The organism is Mycolicibacterium fallax (genome assembly GCF_010726955.1).
Classification (GTDB): Bacteria; Actinomycetota; Actinomycetes; order Mycobacteriales; family Mycobacteriaceae; genus Mycobacterium; species Mycobacterium fallax.
On record NZ_AP022603.1, the window covers coordinates 199,922 to 215,552 of the forward strand.

Annotated in this window: 16 protein-coding genes; 7 read left to right on the plus strand and 9 right to left on the minus strand. The window is 68.7% G+C overall.

The genetic code is table 11. From position 1 onward, the window contains the following. Nucleotides 1-15: 15 nt before the first annotated feature. From G6N10_RS00920 to G6N10_RS00950, 7 genes are read right to left on the minus strand one after another with little or no spacing between them, the layout of a single operon-like run. Nucleotides 16-1,074, minus strand: coding sequence for an MCE family protein (locus G6N10_RS00920; RefSeq protein ID WP_085093874.1), 1,059 nt, complete (start codon nucleotides 1,072-1,074; stop codon nucleotides 16-18). A gap of 5 nt (nucleotides 1,075-1,079) precedes the next feature. Next, complete coding sequence (locus G6N10_RS00925) at nucleotides 1,080-2,192, minus strand: MCE family protein (protein WP_085093876.1); 1,113 nt, start codon at nucleotides 2,190-2,192, stop codon at nucleotides 1,080-1,082. Continuing rightward, nucleotides 2,189-3,244 carry an MCE family protein gene (locus G6N10_RS00930; RefSeq protein ID WP_308206124.1) on the minus strand — a complete coding sequence of 352 codons (1,056 nt, stop codon included), beginning with the start codon at nucleotides 3,242-3,244 and terminating at the stop codon, nucleotides 2,189-2,191. Before G6N10_RS00930 ends, G6N10_RS00925 begins: the two co-directional genes overlap by 4 nt. Beyond that, nucleotides 3,241-4,290 carry an MCE family protein gene (locus tag G6N10_RS00935; protein ID WP_085093592.1) on the minus strand — a complete coding sequence of 350 codons (1,050 nt, stop codon included), beginning with the start codon at nucleotides 4,288-4,290 and terminating at the stop codon, nucleotides 3,241-3,243. The genes G6N10_RS00930 and G6N10_RS00935 overlap by 4 nt, the downstream gene beginning before the upstream one ends. Next, the gene (locus G6N10_RS00940) at nucleotides 4,287-5,696 is read right to left on the minus strand and encodes an MCE family protein (RefSeq protein WP_085093594.1); all 1,410 of its coding nucleotides are present in this window, start codon (nucleotides 5,694-5,696) and stop codon (nucleotides 4,287-4,289) included. Before G6N10_RS00940 ends, G6N10_RS00935 begins: the two co-directional genes overlap by 4 nt. Next, a complete protein-coding gene (locus tag G6N10_RS00945) occupies nucleotides 5,693-6,550 on the minus strand; it encodes an MlaE family ABC transporter permease (protein WP_085093596.1) in 858 nt (285 codons plus the stop codon). The genes G6N10_RS00940 and G6N10_RS00945 overlap by 4 nt, the downstream gene beginning before the upstream one ends. Continuing rightward, nucleotides 6,547-7,359, minus strand: a complete 813-nt coding sequence (locus G6N10_RS00950) for an MlaE family ABC transporter permease (protein ID WP_085093598.1) — start codon at nucleotides 7,357-7,359, stop codon at nucleotides 6,547-6,549. Before G6N10_RS00950 ends, G6N10_RS00945 begins: the two co-directional genes overlap by 4 nt. 277 nt (nucleotides 7,360-7,636) lie before the next feature. Between G6N10_RS00950 and G6N10_RS00955 the strand changes: the two genes are divergently transcribed. After that, a complete protein-coding gene (locus G6N10_RS00955) occupies nucleotides 7,637-8,854 on the plus strand; it encodes a TetR/AcrR family transcriptional regulator (protein WP_085093600.1) in 1,218 nt (405 codons plus the stop codon). On the opposite strand, the gene bcp is transcribed toward G6N10_RS00955, so the two are convergent. Continuing rightward, a complete protein-coding gene (gene bcp, locus G6N10_RS00960) occupies nucleotides 8,855-9,328 on the minus strand; it encodes a thioredoxin-dependent thiol peroxidase (protein ID WP_085093602.1) in 474 nt (157 codons plus the stop codon). It lies immediately after the preceding gene. 62 nt (nucleotides 9,329-9,390) lie between these two features. Between bcp and G6N10_RS00965 the strand changes: the two genes are divergently transcribed. From G6N10_RS00965 to G6N10_RS00980, 4 genes are read left to right on the plus strand one after another with little or no spacing between them, the layout of a single operon-like run. Then, the gene (locus G6N10_RS00965) at nucleotides 9,391-9,630 is read left to right on the plus strand and encodes a DUF3618 domain-containing protein (protein ID WP_085093604.1); all 240 of its coding nucleotides are present in this window, start codon (nucleotides 9,391-9,393) and stop codon (nucleotides 9,628-9,630) included. Nucleotides 9,631-9,682: 52 nt separating this feature from the next. Beyond that, complete coding sequence (locus tag G6N10_RS00970; protein ID WP_234810447.1) at nucleotides 9,683-10,654, plus strand: MetQ/NlpA family ABC transporter substrate-binding protein; 972 nt, start codon at nucleotides 9,683-9,685, stop codon at nucleotides 10,652-10,654. An 18-nt stretch (nucleotides 10,655-10,672) separates the two neighbouring features. Next, nucleotides 10,673-11,698: a methionine ABC transporter ATP-binding protein gene (locus G6N10_RS00975; RefSeq protein WP_085093606.1), complete on the plus strand. Its 1,026-nt coding sequence runs from the start codon at nucleotides 10,673-10,675 to the stop codon at nucleotides 11,696-11,698. Continuing rightward, nucleotides 11,695-12,360 carry a methionine ABC transporter permease gene (locus G6N10_RS00980; protein WP_085093608.1) on the plus strand — a complete coding sequence of 222 codons (666 nt, stop codon included), beginning with the start codon at nucleotides 11,695-11,697 and terminating at the stop codon, nucleotides 12,358-12,360. Before G6N10_RS00975 ends, G6N10_RS00980 begins: the two co-directional genes overlap by 4 nt. Nucleotides 12,361-12,370: 10 nt before the next feature. On the opposite strand, the gene G6N10_RS00985 is transcribed toward G6N10_RS00980, so the two are convergent. After that, a complete protein-coding gene (locus tag G6N10_RS00985) occupies nucleotides 12,371-12,709 on the minus strand; it encodes a PH domain-containing protein (protein ID WP_109750425.1) in 339 nt (112 codons plus the stop codon). Nucleotides 12,710-13,181: 472 nt separating this feature from the next. Between G6N10_RS00985 and G6N10_RS00990 the strand changes: the two genes are divergently transcribed. Beyond that, nucleotides 13,182-15,056: an acetolactate synthase large subunit gene (locus G6N10_RS00990; protein WP_085093612.1), complete on the plus strand. Its 1,875-nt coding sequence runs from the start codon at nucleotides 13,182-13,184 to the stop codon at nucleotides 15,054-15,056. A gap of 31 nt (nucleotides 15,057-15,087) precedes the next feature. Further along, nucleotides 15,088-15,594, plus strand: a complete 507-nt coding sequence (gene ilvN, locus G6N10_RS00995; RefSeq protein ID WP_085093614.1) for an acetolactate synthase small subunit — start codon at nucleotides 15,088-15,090, stop codon at nucleotides 15,592-15,594. Nucleotides 15,595-15,631 lie beyond the last annotated feature (37 nt).

Here is a 15,631-nt window from a genome sequence, read left to right on the forward strand (position 1 = left end):
CCACGACCAGGCGCCTCATCGCAACCCCCCGGACAGAAAGCCCTCCAGGGCTTCCGCGCCGCCGATCGGTGTGCCGTTGACCAGCAGCCCGCCGGTCAGCAGCTTGTCCAGGCTGCCCGGAATGTCCAGCGCGCCGTCGAACACCATGTAGTCGCCCTTGACCGAGTCGGAAATCCGGGACAGGAAGGTGTTCATTGAGCCCAGGGTGGCGGCCAGCCGGTCGTTGTAGCCGCCCAGTGCGGTGATCACGGTGCCCGCATCGTGCACCACCACGCCGATATCCTGTTCGGCCAGAACCGAGTTCGCGGTGGCGGCCAGGGCAGTGGTGGAGGCGAACAGGGTCGCGATCTTGGCGCGCTGGATGTCGAGCACGGCGACCAGCTTGGGCACCGAGTCCAGGTAGGCCTCCACGGTGCGCTGCTCGGCGGCGAACCGGCCGCTGACCTCGGCGGCCAGCGCCAGGGCCTGGTCGAATTCACCCTGATGCTCCGCGGTCTTGCCGGTCAGTGCGGTCATCGCGGTGATCAGGGTGTGGATCTTGTCGCTGCGGCCGGCGAACGCCTGGTTGAGCTCGGTGACGATGGTGGTCAGTTGGTCGACGCCGCTGCGTGACATCAGCGCGCCGAAGGTGGCCAGCGCGCTCTCGATCTGCGGGCCGAGTTCGGTTCGGCTGGGCGGGATGACGTCGCCGTCGCGCAGCGCGGCCTGGGATGGCTGCTCGGGTGCGGCCAGCCGGATGTAGGGACTGCCGAGTGCGGACGGAAGCTCCACGCTGGCAACGGAGTTCGAGGGCAGGTCGCTGTCGGAGCGGACCGACAGCCGCACCGATGCCCCGGACGCAGTGGTCTTCATGCCCGCCACCCGGCCGACCACCTGTTGCCCGTCGCGAACGTCGGCGCCGAGGGTGATCCCGTCGGCGGTGGGCAACACCACCGTGATGGACATTGCCGGCCCGGCGACCGACCGTCCGACCGGGAGATCCTGGATGCCGATGTCGCTGACCGCCCACAGCGCGGCGGCCGTCGACCCGGCGACGCCGAGTATCGCCAGCACGGTCCGGGGTTTGGCAGCCATGGACATCACCTCGGGTACCGGGGATTGGGCGGTGGCGCGACTCCGGTGATGGCGGTGATGATGCCCAGCGGATCGGAGCGGCTGATCGGATAGGAGATCGGGTTGGTCAGGCCAAGGCCGGAGCAGATTGGCCACCGGGTGCGTTCGCAGAAGTCGTGTGCGGCGGCGAACTGGGTCAGCCGCGATGACACGTTGAGCCGGATGCGACCGCGCCGGTCGGGGCCGATCGTTGCGCCGAGGTTCTGCATCATCAGCGGGACCAGGTCCATGAACTCGGCCAGGCCGCCCTGATGGCGTACCAGGATGTCGCCGACGGCGTTGAGGTTGCCGGAGATGGAACCCAACTCGTCGCCGTGCTTGTCGACGACGCGGGTCACCTCGTCCAGCACGGTCTGCAGGTCGCTGACGGTGCCGGTGACGTCGAAGTTCTGGTCCGCCCACGCGTTGCCGAGCTGGCCGAGCTGTTCGGTCAACTCGCTGACCGAGACCTGGCGCTGATCGAACGCGGCCATCAGGGTGGACAGATTTTGCACGACGGCGTCGATGTCGCCGCTGCGGGCGCCCAGCACACCGGTGGCGGTGCCCAGGTTGCGGACCGCGGTGTTGAACTGGCTGCCCTGGTTGCGCCACTGGTCGGCGCCCCGGGACAACAGCGTGGAGAGGTCGCCGTTCTCCGGGCTCAGCGCCGCGGACAGGGTGTTCAGGCTGCCGAGCATGCTGTCGAAGGTGATTGGGGCGTGCGCCCGTTCGGCGGGGATGACCTGGCCATCGGACAGTGTCGGCCCGGTTCCGGAATAGGCAGGCCCGAGATCGACGCTGCGATCGCTGATCAGGGCCGGGCTCAGGATGTAGGCGTTGACGTCGGCGGGCAGTGCGATGTCACCGGGCACCGACATGCTCACCCGCACCGAGGTGCCCTGCGGCTCAACGGCGGTGACCTGGCCGACCGGGACGCCAAGGATGGTCACCTTGCTGCCCGGGTAGATGCCGTTGACGTAGCTGAAATCCGCGTGCACGGTGGTGGCGGTGTCGGTGCGGGCGAACACGAACCAGCTGCCACCGCCGACGAACATCGCCAGCCCGACCGCGATCACCACGGCCCGTCGCATCCCGATCATCGGCACTCCCGTTGAATGTTGAGCGCGCACAACAGGTTGTCCGGCATCACGATGCTCGGCGAGTTGACGTCGGCCCAGTTCCCATTGCCGGTGGCGTTGGTGATCGCGCGGATCGCCGCCGGCATCTTCAGCAAGGTCTGGTCGATCCGTTCGGCGTTGTTCTTCAGCGTGGCGGTGACGGCGGACAACCGGGTGATCAGTTCACCGAACTCGGCCTGCCGGTCGCGGTAGACGGTGCTCAGTTGGTCGAGTACCAGCGACAGGTTGCCGACCACCTGGCCGAGGGCCTGACGGCGGGCGGTGAGACTGCGCACGATGGCTTTGGTTCCCGCCAGCGTGTCGACCAGGTTGTCGTTCTGTTCGACGAACAGGTCCGACAGTGACCGCGAAACCCGCAGCAGCGCGTCGAGTTTCTCGCCGTTGTCGGCGAACACGGCGCTGGCGCTGCCGATCCCGGCCAGCGCGGTGCGCAGGTCGGTGTTGTCGGCCGGCAGCGAGTCGGAGACCGTGCGCATCGCCTGGGTCAGGGCCTGCTGATCAACCCCGGCGGCCGCGTCGATGGCCTTGCGGCCGACGTCTTCGAGGCTGTACGGCACGGTGGTTCGGGCCAGCGGAATCACGGTGGGGGAGTCGGGTTCGGCCACACCGGCCGGCATGATGTCGAAGAATCGCTTGCCCAGCACCGTGCGCAGCCGCACGGTTGCGGTGGTCCGGTCGCCGAGGGACTGCCGGGAATCGAGGCGGAAGCCGACCCGGACATGATCACCGGCCAGCGTGATGCGATCGATCTGGCCGGCGGGCACCCCGGCGATGTACACCGGATCGCGGGCTGTCAGGCCGCTGGCGTTGGCCAGTTCGGCGGTGTACTCCTGGGTGCGCACGTAGTACCAGGCCCGCGGCAGCGCGACCGTCGCCAGCGTCACCAGGATCAGCGCCAGGGTGCCGATGGTGCCCAGTGCCAGCGGCACCGACGGGTTGTGGCGGCGTTGTTTGGAGAACAGGAAGAGCACCGCGCCGACGAACAGGTCGATCAGTTTGACCAGCAGCATCATGGCAGGCACACCTCGGAATGGCGGCTGCCGAAGATGTTGGCCTCGTGCTTGGCGATCTTCAGGGTGAAGTTGCACAGGTACAGGCTCACGAAACCCCCGTAGCTGGTCGAGCGGTTGATGGCGTCGGAGAACTGTGGGAGTCGCTCCAGGAACCCGGTGAATTCCGGGGTGCTGTCTTCCCAGGTGGCCAGCAGGGCATTGAGGTCGCCGATGGCCGCACCGTAGGTCTGGCCGGAGCTTGCGACGGTGGCGGCCAGCGTGCTGAGCACCGCGTTGCTCTGGTCCAGCATCAGGTCCAGTTGGCCGTCGGGCCCGTTGACGGTGGCGGTCAGGCGATGCAGGCCGGCCAGCATCTGCTGCAGTTCGGGCCGGCGGGCGTCGACCGAGGCCATCGTGGTGGACAGGTTGTTCAGCACGGTGCTGAACAACTCCGCGTTGCCGCCCATCGAGGCGCTCATGGCGGCGATCTGGGCGAGCAGCGTGCTCACGCTCTGTTCCTGGCCGGCGAAGGTTTCGACGAACCCGCGGGTCAGGGCGTTGACCTGGTCGGGTGCCAGCGCGTCGAACAGTGGCTTGAAGCCGTTGAACAGCGCGGTCAGATCGACCGCGGGGGTGGTCTGGGCCAGCGCAATGGTGTCCCCGGGAGACAGCCGGGCGGACTCGCCGTCGGTGGACACCGCGATGATGGCGCCGCCGGGGTCGGACAGCGCGACGTAGCGGGCACCGAGCATGTCCCCGTAGCGGACCGCGGCGGTGACGTTGGTCGAGAGCGAGACGTCCGCCCGCAGCCGCAGGCTCACGTCCGCGCGAGCGGTGCCGTTTCCGTTGTCCGCGAAGCGAATCGAGTCGACCCGGCCGACCCGGATGCCATTCATCATGACCGGGTTGCCGGCGTTGAGGCCCTCCACGCTGCTGAACTGCGCGACGTATTCCGCGCTGGGGCCGCGTACCGGCATGGACAGGGTGTTGACCACCAGCACCCCGCACATCAGGCCGATCAGACAGAACAGGGTGAGCTTGACCCAGGACATCGGTGCGAGCTTCATGACATCGCCACCTTGGTGCCGCGGACCAGCGGGCCGAGCACCACCACGGTGGCGATGTTCGGCCGTTGCGCCGGGTGCTGCCCGCCCAGCACGGCATCCTGGAGCAGCGTCAGCGCGCCGGCCTCGTCGTCGCCGCCGACGATCGCCGATGCCGGGTGAGCCTCGGCGGGATAGGGCGACGGCGCCGGAGCGGGTCCTGCGGGCGCGGGTTCAGCCGGGCCCGGGGCCGGGGACAGCGGCAGCCCCTCGGGGTCCACCAGCTGGTGCGGCACGGGCATGTTGGCGGCGGGGGTGGAGGGATCGACCGGGGACAGCGTCGCGTAGCGGGTGGGCGCGCCGGTGCCGGGATCGACCGCGGTGGCATCGGCGCAGTGCGCGCCGCGCAGCTCGCCATAGCTCGGGCAGTCGGCGCCGGAGTAGGGCATCGGTTCGGCGAAGGTGCCGACGGCGGTGATGCTGAACTTGCCGGTGGCGAAGGTCCGCGCGCCCCCGTCCCCGAATGCCTTTGCCCCCGAAAGGGTGTCGACCAGGCGCTGGGGCCGGGCGGCCGTGGTGGCCAGCACCGCGCCCGCGGCGTCGAGAATGGTGATGAGCTCACCGCGGTGGTCGGCCAGGAACGGGGTCAGCACCGACCCGAGGCCGGCGAGGGCATCGAGCGCCGAGGTGAACGACGGGTCGGCGACCATTCGGTTGGACACCGCGGTGGCCGCGGACAGGGTCTCGATGATGTCGGGTGTCGCGGTGTGCAGGCTTTGCATGACGTCGCGGAATTGCGGTGTGGCGTCGAGGAATCGCAGCGCCGAGGGCGTCAGGGTGCCGGCGACGTCGCTGAGATTGTCGATGGTGGTGCCGAGGTCGCGGCCCCGGTTGCGCAACCCCTGGCTCAGGGCGGTCAGGGCGGTCTGCATCCGTTCGGGTTTGATCTTGGCGAAGATGGTGACGACCCTTTTGAACACGTCGTACATCGCGGTCGCCTCGGCGCTGTCGTCGACGGCGATCACCGCGCCCGGCGCCAGGCCGGTCGCCGGTCGCGGGCCGGGCCGGTCGGCCAACTGCAGGTAGATGTCGCCGAAGAAGGTCCGCGGTACCACGCGCACCACCACGGAGTTCGGGATGAGGTCCAGCGACGCCCGCTCGATGGCCAACCGCACCGTCGAGGCGGTGGTGCCGGAACGGATTTCGGCAATGTGCCCGACGTTGACGCCGTGGTACCGGACCGGGGCGTCGGTGCTGATCAGGCCGGCAGCCACCGGGACGTCGACGTACACGTCGTCCAGTGGGTCCAGGTGTCCGGTTGCGCGACCGACCAGCAGCGCGGCGACGACGATGCCCGCGGCCGTCGCGCACAGGCCGCGCAGCGCCAGGGTCGGCTTGCCGGGCGAGTGCCTGCGGCGGTGCGCCCTCATATGCCCATCCCGGGGATCTCGGGGACCAGGCCCCACAATGCGAAGGTGAGCAGTACGTCGAGGACACCGATGGCCAGGATGGCGGTGCGCAGCGCGCGACCGGCGGCCTGCCCGACCCCGGCCGGCCCGCCGGAGGCGAAATATCCGTAGGTGCAGTGCACCAACGCCACCACGACGGCGAAGATGACCGCCTTGATGCCGGAATACAGCAGGTCCTGCGGGCCGAGCGCGAGATGGAAGAAGTAGTCGTAGGTACCGGCGGAGGCGCCGTTGAAGAACACCACCACCGTTCGGGTGGACAGGTAGCTGGCCAGCAGGCCGATCATGTAGATGGGGACCACGCACACGATGGCCGCGAGCACCCGGGTGCCGATCAGGTAGGGCACCGAGTTGATCCCCATGGCATCGAGCGCGTCGATCTCGTCGGAGATCCGCATCGCGCCGATCTGCGCGGTGAACCCGGTGCCGACCTTGGCGGCCAGCGCGATCGCCACCACCACCGGCGCCAACTCTCGGGTGTTGGCGATGGCGGCCAGCATGCCGGACATGGTGTTCATCCCGACCAGGTCCAGCCCGCGCTGGGTTTCAACGCCCAGCATCATCGCCGCGGCCAGCGACATGGCGAAGACGATGCCGATGGTGCCGCCGCCGGACAGCAGCGAGCGGGTTCCGAAGGTGACCTCGCCCACCTGCCCCAGGGTGTGTCTGCGGTAGCGCACCAGGGCTTGGGGCAGCGACAGCAGCACCGCGAGATAGAAGCCGACGTGCCGTCCGAGGGTGGCCAGGCCGTCGTAGACGCCGGTGACCGGTCGACTGAGCTGATGCCACTGCGCGGAGGTGGTGACGGCGGTCATCGGTAGTTCCCCACCGCGGGCACCGCGACCGTGTAGAGCGCGGACAGGATGGTGTTGAGGATGAAGACCAGCGCGAATGCCATCACCACGCCCTCGTTGACCGAGTCCGCGACGCCGCGTGGTCCGCCCCGGGTGTGCAGACCCTTGAAGGTCGCCACCAGGGTGGCGGTCAACCCGAACAGCGCCGCCTTGACGATCGCCATCAGGAAGTCCGAGACCTGGCCGTATTGACTGAAGGTGGCCAGGAAGCTGCCGGCGGGCAGTTGCTGGACGTAGATGTGGTACAGGTAGCAGGCCAGGACGCCCACAAAGGTCACCATGGCGCACAAGGTGATTGACACGATGACCGCGGCGACGAGCCGCGGTGCGACGAGCCGCTCGACCAGGTCCAGGCCCATCACCTCCATCGCGTCGATCTCCTCGCGGATCTTGCGGGAGCCGAGGTCGGTGCAGATCGCCGCGCCCGCGACGCCGGCCATCATCAGTGCGCAGACCAGCGCGGCGGCCTGGCCGACGACGATGAACGCCACCACTGCCCCGGAGTAACCGCCGGCGCCGATCCGCCCGGCGAGTTCGCCGACGGAGACCGCGATGAAGACCCCGATCGGCATCATCAGCAGCAGCGACGGCCCGGTGCACACCCGCCCGATGAACAGCGTCTGGCTGACCACCTCGAACAGCGACAGCCGCCGGCGAGTGGCCGCGACGGCGACGCTCACCAGTGCCTGCACCGAGAACCCGATGATGTAGCCGGCCTGCGTCATCAGGTCGCGCATCGGGCCCCGGGGGGCCGGTAACTCATAGGTCATGGTGCTTCTTCCCCGATCGAACACCGGGCGGGTGTTGCCGCTGCTGTTGGCCGCATCGGTACCTCCGCCGGGTGAAGCATGTCACGGCTGACGCCGCGCCGCAAGGATTAAGTTAATGACGATTCTTCATAAATCTGGTTATCCAGCACGGCCGAGCGACGTCGAGGAACCGGTCAATAATGCTGTGGTACAGGAGATTCAAAACATATGCGGCAATTTTCAAATTTCCATAGGCGATCATCAGTTCCTCAGCCGTCGCTGCGGGTTAGGGTGAGGCATGGCGACCGTGAATGCTGAGCCGATGCCGACGGTGAAGCGTCGACCCAAGGACCGCAAGGCGCAGATCGCCCGGGCGTCCGCCGAGGCGTTCAGCGCACTGGGCTATCACGCGGTGAGCATGGGGGACATTGCCGCCCGGGTGGGGATCTCCGCGGCCGCGCTCTACCGCCATTCCGCCAGCAAGTACCAACTCTTTCGCGACGCCGTCATCGCGCTGGGCGAGCAGTTGGTGAACCAGACCGCCTTTGCCGACGACGCGCCCGGCGACACCGATGCCGCCGAGTTGCTGGACCGGGTGATCCGGGCGCTCATCGACACCTCGATCGCCAACCGCACCTCCGGCGGGCTGTACCGCTGGGAGGGCCGCTACCTCAACGACGAGGATCAGGCGGTGTTGATGGGCCAGATCAACCTGGTCAACCGGCGGCTGCAGCGGCCGCTGGCCCGGCTCCGGCCGGAGCTGGACTCCTGGCAGCGCTGGACCCTGTCATCGGCGGCGCTGAGCGTGATCGGCAGCATCGCCGACCATCGGGCCCGGCTGCCTGTGGCCGAAATCCGCGAGTTGCTGCGGGAACTGACGCATGCGGCGCTGGCCGTCGAGCTGCCGACGATCGCCGAGGACGGGGAGGCCCCGGACCTGGGAACCCCGGTCGCGGCGGGCCGCTACGAGGCCCTGCTGACGGCCGCGATGCGGTTGTTCAGCGTCCGGCACTACCACGAAACCAGCATGGAGGACATCGCCGCAGAGGTGGGGATGCCGGTCTCGGGCATCTATCGATACTTCGCCGGCAAGGCCGACCTGCTGGCGGCGTCATTCCGGCGGGCCGCCGATCGGGTCTCCGGTGATCTCGCGAATGTCCTTGCCGCGCAGACTGATCCAGAACTCGCGCTGCGGGAACTGATCGACGCCTACGTGGCGCGGTCGTTCGACGACCCGGAGCTGGCGTTCGTGTACTACACCGAGTGGGGCAACCTTCCGGTCGCCGATCGGGCAATCCTGCACAACGTGCAGGTCGCGACGGTGCAGGCGTGGGCCGCGTTGGTGGTGGCGGCGCGCCCGGAGCTGCCACCGGAGCGGGCCCGGTTCGCCGTGCACGCGGCCTTCGCTCTGGTCGTGGACCTGGGTCGGCTGGTCGGCTACGACAACACCGAGCAGTCCCGGGCCCGGGTGCGGGTGTTGATGGCGGCGGTGTTGCTGGGCGATCCCGGGCGGTGATCAGACCGCGAGGTCCCGGCGCAGCTTGGCGACGTGGCCGGTGGCCCGCACGTTGTACTGTGCGACCTCGATGTCACCCTTTTCGTCGACGACGAAGGTGGACCGGATCACCCCGGTGACAACCTTGCCGTAGAGCTTCTTTTCGCCGAAGGCGCCCCAGGCGGTGAGCACCTTCTTGTCCGGATCGCCGAGCAGCGGGAAGGTCAGCGCGTCGCGGTCGCGGAACTTCGCCAGTTTCTCCGGCTTGTCGGGGGAGATGCCGATGACGTCGAGCCCGGCGCCGTTGAGTTCGGCCAGGTTGTCGCGGAAGTCGCAGGCCTGCTTGGTGCAGCCCGCCGTCATCGCGGCCGGGTAGAAGTACACGATCACCTTGCGTCCGGCGTAGTCGGACAGCTTCACCACATTGCCGTCGGCGTCGGGCAGCGCGAACATGGGGGCCTTGTCGCCCGGTTGCAGACGAACGTTTTCGGTCATGGGGGTCTAGGGTAGTTCGGCAGTACGGCGGGTAGGCAGCGCGTGGGCAAAAGGAGCGACAAGTGGCGGATCGGGATCCCGAGGTCATCAAGCAGGAGATCGACGCGGCCCGTAGCCAGCTGGCGGTGACTGTTGACACCCTCACCGAGCGGGCCAACCCCCGTCGGCTCGCCGACGATGCGAAGTCCCGGGTCCTGCAGCTGGTCAACACTCCCGCCGTCAAGGCCACCGTCGCCGGGGTGGCCGGGCTGGTCGTGGTGGTGATCGTGGTGCGGTTCCGCCGCCGACGCCAGCTGCGCTGAGCGCCGCCGCGGTCCCGCGGGAAGGCAGGTCGGTGATGCTGGGGGTGCTCAGGTGAGCGGTGCGGACGATGCACGCCAGCCGGTGCCCGACGTCGACGACCCGCGGTGGCTGCCGCCCAAGCCTCGCCGGGACCGCTCGCTGGTGATCGCCGGCGCCGTCATCGTGATCGCCCTGCTGGTCGGGCTGGTGTTCTCGCTGTTCGGCGGCGCCAGCGCGATCCTGCGCGACGACGACCGGTCCGCGGCCGTCACCATCGGCACCACCGAGGGCAGCGCCGACTACTGGCCGGTGCTGCGGCGGCTGGCCGCCGCCGAGGGCATCACCATCACGGTCGTCAACTTCTCCGACTACGCCCAGCCCAATCCCGCACTCGCCCAGGGCCAGACCGACCTCAACCTGTTCCAGCATCTGCAGTTCCTGGCCAGCTACAACGTCGCCGCCGGGCAGAACCTGGTTCCGGTCGGTTCGACGCAGGTGGTGCCGCTGGGCCTGTACTCGCGCCGCTACGACACGGTCGCGAAGATCCCGCGCGGCGCCGAGGTCGCCATCCCCAACGACCCCACCAACCAGGCTCGCGCGCTGCTGGTGCTGCAGCAGGCCGGTTTGGTGCGGTTGCGCGGCGGCGGCAGCGTGCTGTCCACCCCGGCCGACGTCGACACCGCCGCCAGCCGGGTGAGCGTGGTCCCGATCAGCGCCCAGCAGACGGTGACCTCACTGCTGTCGGTTGCCGCCGCCGTCATCAACAATGGTTTTGCGATGGACGCCGACATCGACCCGTCCTCGGCGATCTACAACGACGACCCCAACAGCCCGGCCGCGGCGCCCTACATCAACGCCTTTGTGTCCCGCTACGACGACCGGGACAACCCGGTGTTCGCCCGGATTGTGGAGATCTACCACTCCCCGGAGGTGACCCGGGCGGTGATGGAGGCCTCCCGTGACACCTCGGTCATGGTCGATCTGCCCGCCTCGGAACTGCAGCGGATCACCGCCGACCTCGAAGCCCAGCTCAAGAGTCAGTAGCGGCAGAAAGCAGCAGCGATGGCCCCGATCGTCGAATTCATCGACGTCTCCAAGACCTACCCGGTGCGCGGCGACACCGGGGCCTTCGAGGCGCTGTCGGGAATCACCCTGGCCGTCGAGGCCGGCACCATCTCGGCGGTCATCGGCGGCTCCGGCGCAGGCAAGTCCACCCTGGTCCGGATGATCAACGCGCTGGAACGTCCCAGCTCCGGGCGGGTGCTGGTGGAGGGCGCCGACATCACCACGCTGCGCCCCAAGCAGGTCCGTGAACTCCGCACCCGGATCGGGATGGTGTTCCAGCAGTTCAACCTGCTGTCCTCGCGGACGGTGTACGGCAACATCGGCTTCGCGCTGGAATCGGCCGGTGTGGCCCGGGCGGCGCACCGCGACCGGATCGCCGAGCTGCTGCACTTCGTCGGGCTGGCGGAGAAGGCCTGGGCCTATCCGGGCGAACTGTCCGGCGGGCAGAAGCAGCGGGTCGGCATCGCCCGCGCGCTGGCCGCCAACCCGCGGATCCTGCTGGCCGACGAGGCCACCTCGGCGCTGGACCCGCAGACCACCAACGATGTGTTGCGGCTGCTCAAGAAGGTCAACGAGGAACTCGGCATCACCGTGGTGGTGATCACCCACGAGATGGACGTGGTCCGCAAGATCGCCGACCGGGTCGCGGTGCTGGACCGCGGGCGGCTGATCGAGGAGGGCAGCGTGTACGACATCTTCGCCGAGCCGCGCACCGAGCTGACCGCCAGTTTCGTGGCCACCGCCATGCACAACACCCCGTCGGTCGAGGACGCCGCCGCGTTGTCCGGCAGCTACCCGGGCCGGCTGGTCGCCGTCGGCGTCGGTGACCGGCGGCGCATCGGCGCGGTGCTGGCCGAGGCGGTCCGGGCCACCGACGTGGGATTCGAGTTCGCTTACGGCGGTATCTCGGCGCTGGGCGGGCGTTCGGTCGGCAGCCTCACTTTGGAGCTGACCGGACCCGACGCCCAGGTGGACGCGGTCATCACCGCGCTGCGGGAGCACACCAGCGTGGCGGAACTGTGAACATCGACTGGGAGGTGCTGCAGCCGATCTTCTGGCAGTCGCTGTGGGAAACCCTGCAGATGGTGGTCGTCACGCTGGTTGTCGGCGGTTTCTTCGGGCTGGTGATCGGCGTGCTGCTCTACACCACCCGCGGCGGCGGCATTCTGGCCAATCGCTGGGTGTACACCGTGCTCAACGTGTTGGTGAACTTCGTCCGGCCGATTCCGTTCATCATCTTCATCGTGGCGATCGGGCCGCTGACCCTTGGTGTCATCGGCACCACCATCGGCACCAAGGCGGCGATCTTCGCGCTGATCATCGCCGCCTCGTTCGGCATCTCCCGGATCGTCGAACAGAACCTGGTGGCGGTGGATCCCGGCGTGGTGGAGGCCGCCCAGGCGATGGGCGCCGGCCCGCTGCGGATCATCACCCGGGTGTTGCTGCCCGAGGCGCTCGGCCCGCTGATCCTCGGCTACACCTTCGTCTTCATCGCGGTGGTCGACATGACCGCGGTCGCGGGTTCGGTCGGCGGCGGCGGGCTGGGCAACTTCGCCATCGTCTACGGCTACCAGCGGTTCAACTGGGTGGTCACCTGGATCGCGGTGGCCGCCATCATCGTGCTGGTGCAGGCCGCGCAGTTCTTCGGCAACTGGCTCGCGGCAAAGGCGCTGAACCGCCGGTAGCGGAAGCGGGCTACCGGTACGGGTTGGGCACCCGGCCGTGGCTGGCCTCGGTCAGCAGCGGCAGGGTGGCGAAGGTGACCGCGGGCAGCCGGACGTCGGTGCCGTCGCGCAGCCGGGCCCGGGCCCAGTTGCCCTTCACGAAGTGCAGGCCATCGATGTCGGCCCAGTCCAGCCGGGTGCTGCCCAACAGGGTGCGGGCGGTGACGCCGTCGGCGTCGGCCTCGGTGCGCAACCGTGCGATCGCCACCGAGGCGAGCACGGCCAGCAGCAGCAGCGGGGAGAGCCACGGCCAGGCCAGCACCGGCACCAGCATGACCAGGACCATGAAGCCGACGGCCAGGTGTGCCATCGGGGAGATTCGGATCACGACCGGCTTATTCACGCGGGCCATGATACGGCCGGTTCGACGAGCGGCGTTTTTCCGCGAGGAAGAGGCCGGCCGCGGTGGTGCTGCCGGTTCGACGAGCGGCGTTTTTCCGCGAGGAAGAGGCCGGCCGCGGTGGTGCTGCCGGTTCGACGAGCGGCGTTTTTCCGCGAGGACGAGGCCGGCCGCGGTGGTGCTGCCGGTTCGACGAGCGGCGTTTTTCCGCGAGGAAGAGGCCGGCCGCGGTGATGCTGCCGGGTGATTTGACGGTTGACCTGTGCGGGGACTACCGTCGAGGCCATGCGGAAGCTCGTAGTACTTGGTCAGCGCGTTGGTGCGTGACCGGTCGTAGCTATCCGTAGCACCAACGCGCAACCCTCGTGCAGCATGTGAGCTGGCGAGGGTTTTTTGTTGCCCGGCAGAAATTTGTACGAAACCTAGAACGAATGAGGACACCGTGAGCGCTCCGACGACGCGACCAGCGGAAAAGCCTGGGATCGATGCGCCCGCCCCCACCCCCGGCAACGGTTCCCCGGCGCCGGCCGGCAAGGCGGCCGACCGTGGCGCGGGCCGCACCGTCGCCCCATACCAGCTGACCGGCGCCGAGTCGGTGGTCCGTTCGCTGGAGGAACTCGACGTCGACACCATCTTCGGCATTCCCGGCGGCGCGGTGCTGCCGGTCTATGACCCGCTGTTCGACTCGAAGAAGCTGCGCCACGTGCTGGTGCGCCACGAGCAGGGTGCCGGGCACGCCGCCAGCGGCTATGCGCACGCCACCGGCCGGGTCGGCGTCATGATGGCCACCTCCGGGCCGGGCGCGACGAACCTGGTCACGCCGCTGGCCGACGCCCAGATGGACTCCATCCCGGTCGTCGCGATCACCGGGCAGGTCGGCCGCGGCCTGATCGGCACCGACGCGTTCCAGGAGGCCGACATCTCCGGCATCACCATGCCGATCACCAAGCACAACTTCCTGGTCAACAACGGCGACGACATCCCGCGGGTGCTGGCCGAGGCGTTCCACATCGCGGCCTCCGGCCGGCCGGGCGCGGTGCTGGTGGACATCCCCAAGGACATTCTGCAGGCGCGGTGCACGTTCTCCTGGCCGCCGGTGATGGAGCTGCCCGGTTACAAGCCGAACACCAAGCCGCACAGCCGGCAGATCCGGGAGGCCGCCCGCTACATCGCCGAAGCCACCAAGCCGGTGCTCTATGTCGGCGGCGGCGTGATCCGCGGCGACGCGACCGCCGAACTGATGGAGCTGGCGCAGATCACCGGGATTCCCGTCGTCACCACCCTGATGGCGCGCGGCGCGTTCCCGGACAGCCACCCGCAGCACATGGGCATGCCGGGCATGCACGGCGCCGTCGGCGCGGTGGCCGCGCTGCAGCGCTCCGACCTGCTGATCGCCCTGGGCACCCGATTCGACGACCGAGTGACCGGTCAGCTGGATTCGTTCGCGCCGGAGGCCAAGGTCATCCACGCCGACATCGACCCGGCCGAGATCGGCAAGAACCGGCACGCCGACGTCCCGATCGTCGGTGACATCAAGGCCGTCATCGTCGAGTTGATCGCCGCGCTGCGCAAGGCCGATGTGCCCGGCAACCTGGCGCTGGACGACTGGTGGGAGTACCTGGGCGGGGTGCGCGCCACCTTCCCGCTGAGCTACGGCCCGCAGAGCGACGGCAGCCTGAGCCCGGAGCTGGTGATCGAGCGGCTCGGCGAGATCGCCGGCCCGGACGCCATCTACGTGGCGGGTGTCGGCCAGCACCAGATGTGGGCCGCGCAGTTCGTCAAGTACGAGAAGCCGCGTACCTGGCTGAACTCCGGCGGCCTGGGCACCATGGGCTTTGCCATCCCGGCGGCGATGGGCGCCAAGATGGCCCGCCCGGAGGCCGAGGTGTGGGCCATCGACGGCGACGGCTGCTTCCAGATGACCAATCAGGAGCTGGCCACCTGCGCCATTGAGGGTGCGCCGATCAAGGTTGCGCTGATCAACAACGGCAACCTCGGCATGGTGCGGCAGTGGCAGACGCTGTTCTACGGCGAGCGCTACAGCCAGACCGACCTCGCCACCCACAGCCAGCGCATCCCGGACTTCGTGAAGCTGGCCGAGGCGCTGGGTTGCGTCGGATTGCGTTGCGAGCGTGAGGAAGACGTCGACGACGTGATCCGGCAGGCCCGCGAGATCAACGACCGCCCGGTGGTCATCGACTTCATCGTCGGTGCCGACGCCCAGGTGTGGCCGATGGTGGCCGCAGGCACCGGCAACGACCAGATCATGGCCGCCCGCGACATCCGCCCGCTGTTCGACAACGAGGACCAGGTCTGATGAGCGACCCGAAAAACCGAGGAGCCCGCGCATGACCACCACGCACACGCTGTCCGTCCTGGTGGAGGACAAGCCCGGCGTCCTGGCACGAGTGGCCGCGCTGTTCTCCCGGCGCGGCTACAACATTGAGTCGCTGGCGGTGGGACCCACCGAGTCCAAGAGCATGTCCCGGATGACGATCGTGGTCTCGGTGGAGGATTTCCCGCTGGAGCAGATCACCAAGCAGCTCAACAAGCTGATCAACGTGATCAAGATCGTCGAGCAGGACCAGGAAAACTCGGTGTCGCGCGAGCTGGCGCTGATCAAGGTCCGGGCCGACGCCGGCAGTCGCAGCCAGGTGATCGAGGCGGTCAACCTGTTCCGCGCCAAGGTCGTCGACGTCTCCACCGAGTCGCTGACCATCGAGGCCACCGGAACCCAGGACAAGATCGAGGCCCTGCTCCGGGTGCTGGAGCCCTATGGCATCCGTGAGATCGTGCAGTCCGGCACCGTGTCGCTGGCCCGCGGCCCCCGCGGCATCGGCACCACGAAATCCTGACGGCGACGGTCGGGGCGGCCGGCCCGCCCGCGGCACC

What these genes read in the sequence shown, in the direction of transcription:
- G6N10_RS00920 (WP_085093874.1), bottom strand. Translation starts at nt 1,074, where the DNA reads ATGGCTGCCAAACCCCGGACCGTGCTGGCGATACTCGGCGTCGCCGGG.
- G6N10_RS00925 (WP_085093876.1), bottom strand. Translation starts at nt 2,192, where the DNA reads ATGATCGGGATGCGACGGGCCGTGGTGATCGCGGTCGGGCTGGCGATG.
- G6N10_RS00930 (WP_308206124.1), bottom strand. Translation starts at nt 3,244, where the DNA reads ATGATGCTGCTGGTCAAACTGATCGACCTGTTCGTCGGCGCGGTGCTC.
- G6N10_RS00935 (WP_085093592.1), bottom strand. Translation starts at nt 4,290, where the DNA reads ATGAAGCTCGCACCGATGTCCTGGGTCAAGCTCACCCTGTTCTGTCTG.
- G6N10_RS00940 (WP_085093594.1), bottom strand. Translation starts at nt 5,696, where the DNA reads ATGAGGGCGCACCGCCGCAGGCACTCGCCCGGCAAGCCGACCCTGGCG.
- G6N10_RS00945 (WP_085093596.1), bottom strand. Translation starts at nt 6,550, where the DNA reads ATGACCGCCGTCACCACCTCCGCGCAGTGGCATCAGCTCAGTCGACCG.
- G6N10_RS00950 (WP_085093598.1), bottom strand. Translation starts at nt 7,359, where the DNA reads ATGACCTATGAGTTACCGGCCCCCCGGGGCCCGATGCGCGACCTGATG.
- G6N10_RS00955 (WP_085093600.1), top strand. Translation starts at nt 7,637, where the DNA reads ATGGCGACCGTGAATGCTGAGCCGATGCCGACGGTGAAGCGTCGACCC.
- bcp (WP_085093602.1), bottom strand. Translation starts at nt 9,328, where the DNA reads ATGACCGAAAACGTTCGTCTGCAACCGGGCGACAAGGCCCCCATGTTC.
- G6N10_RS00975 (WP_085093606.1), top strand. Translation starts at nt 10,673, where the DNA reads ATGGCCCCGATCGTCGAATTCATCGACGTCTCCAAGACCTACCCGGTG.
- G6N10_RS00985 (WP_109750425.1), bottom strand. Translation starts at nt 12,709, where the DNA reads ATGGCACACCTGGCCGTCGGCTTCATGGTCCTGGTCATGCTGGTGCCG.
- ilvN (WP_085093614.1), top strand. Translation starts at nt 15,088, where the DNA reads ATGACCACCACGCACACGCTGTCCGTCCTGGTGGAGGACAAGCCCGGC.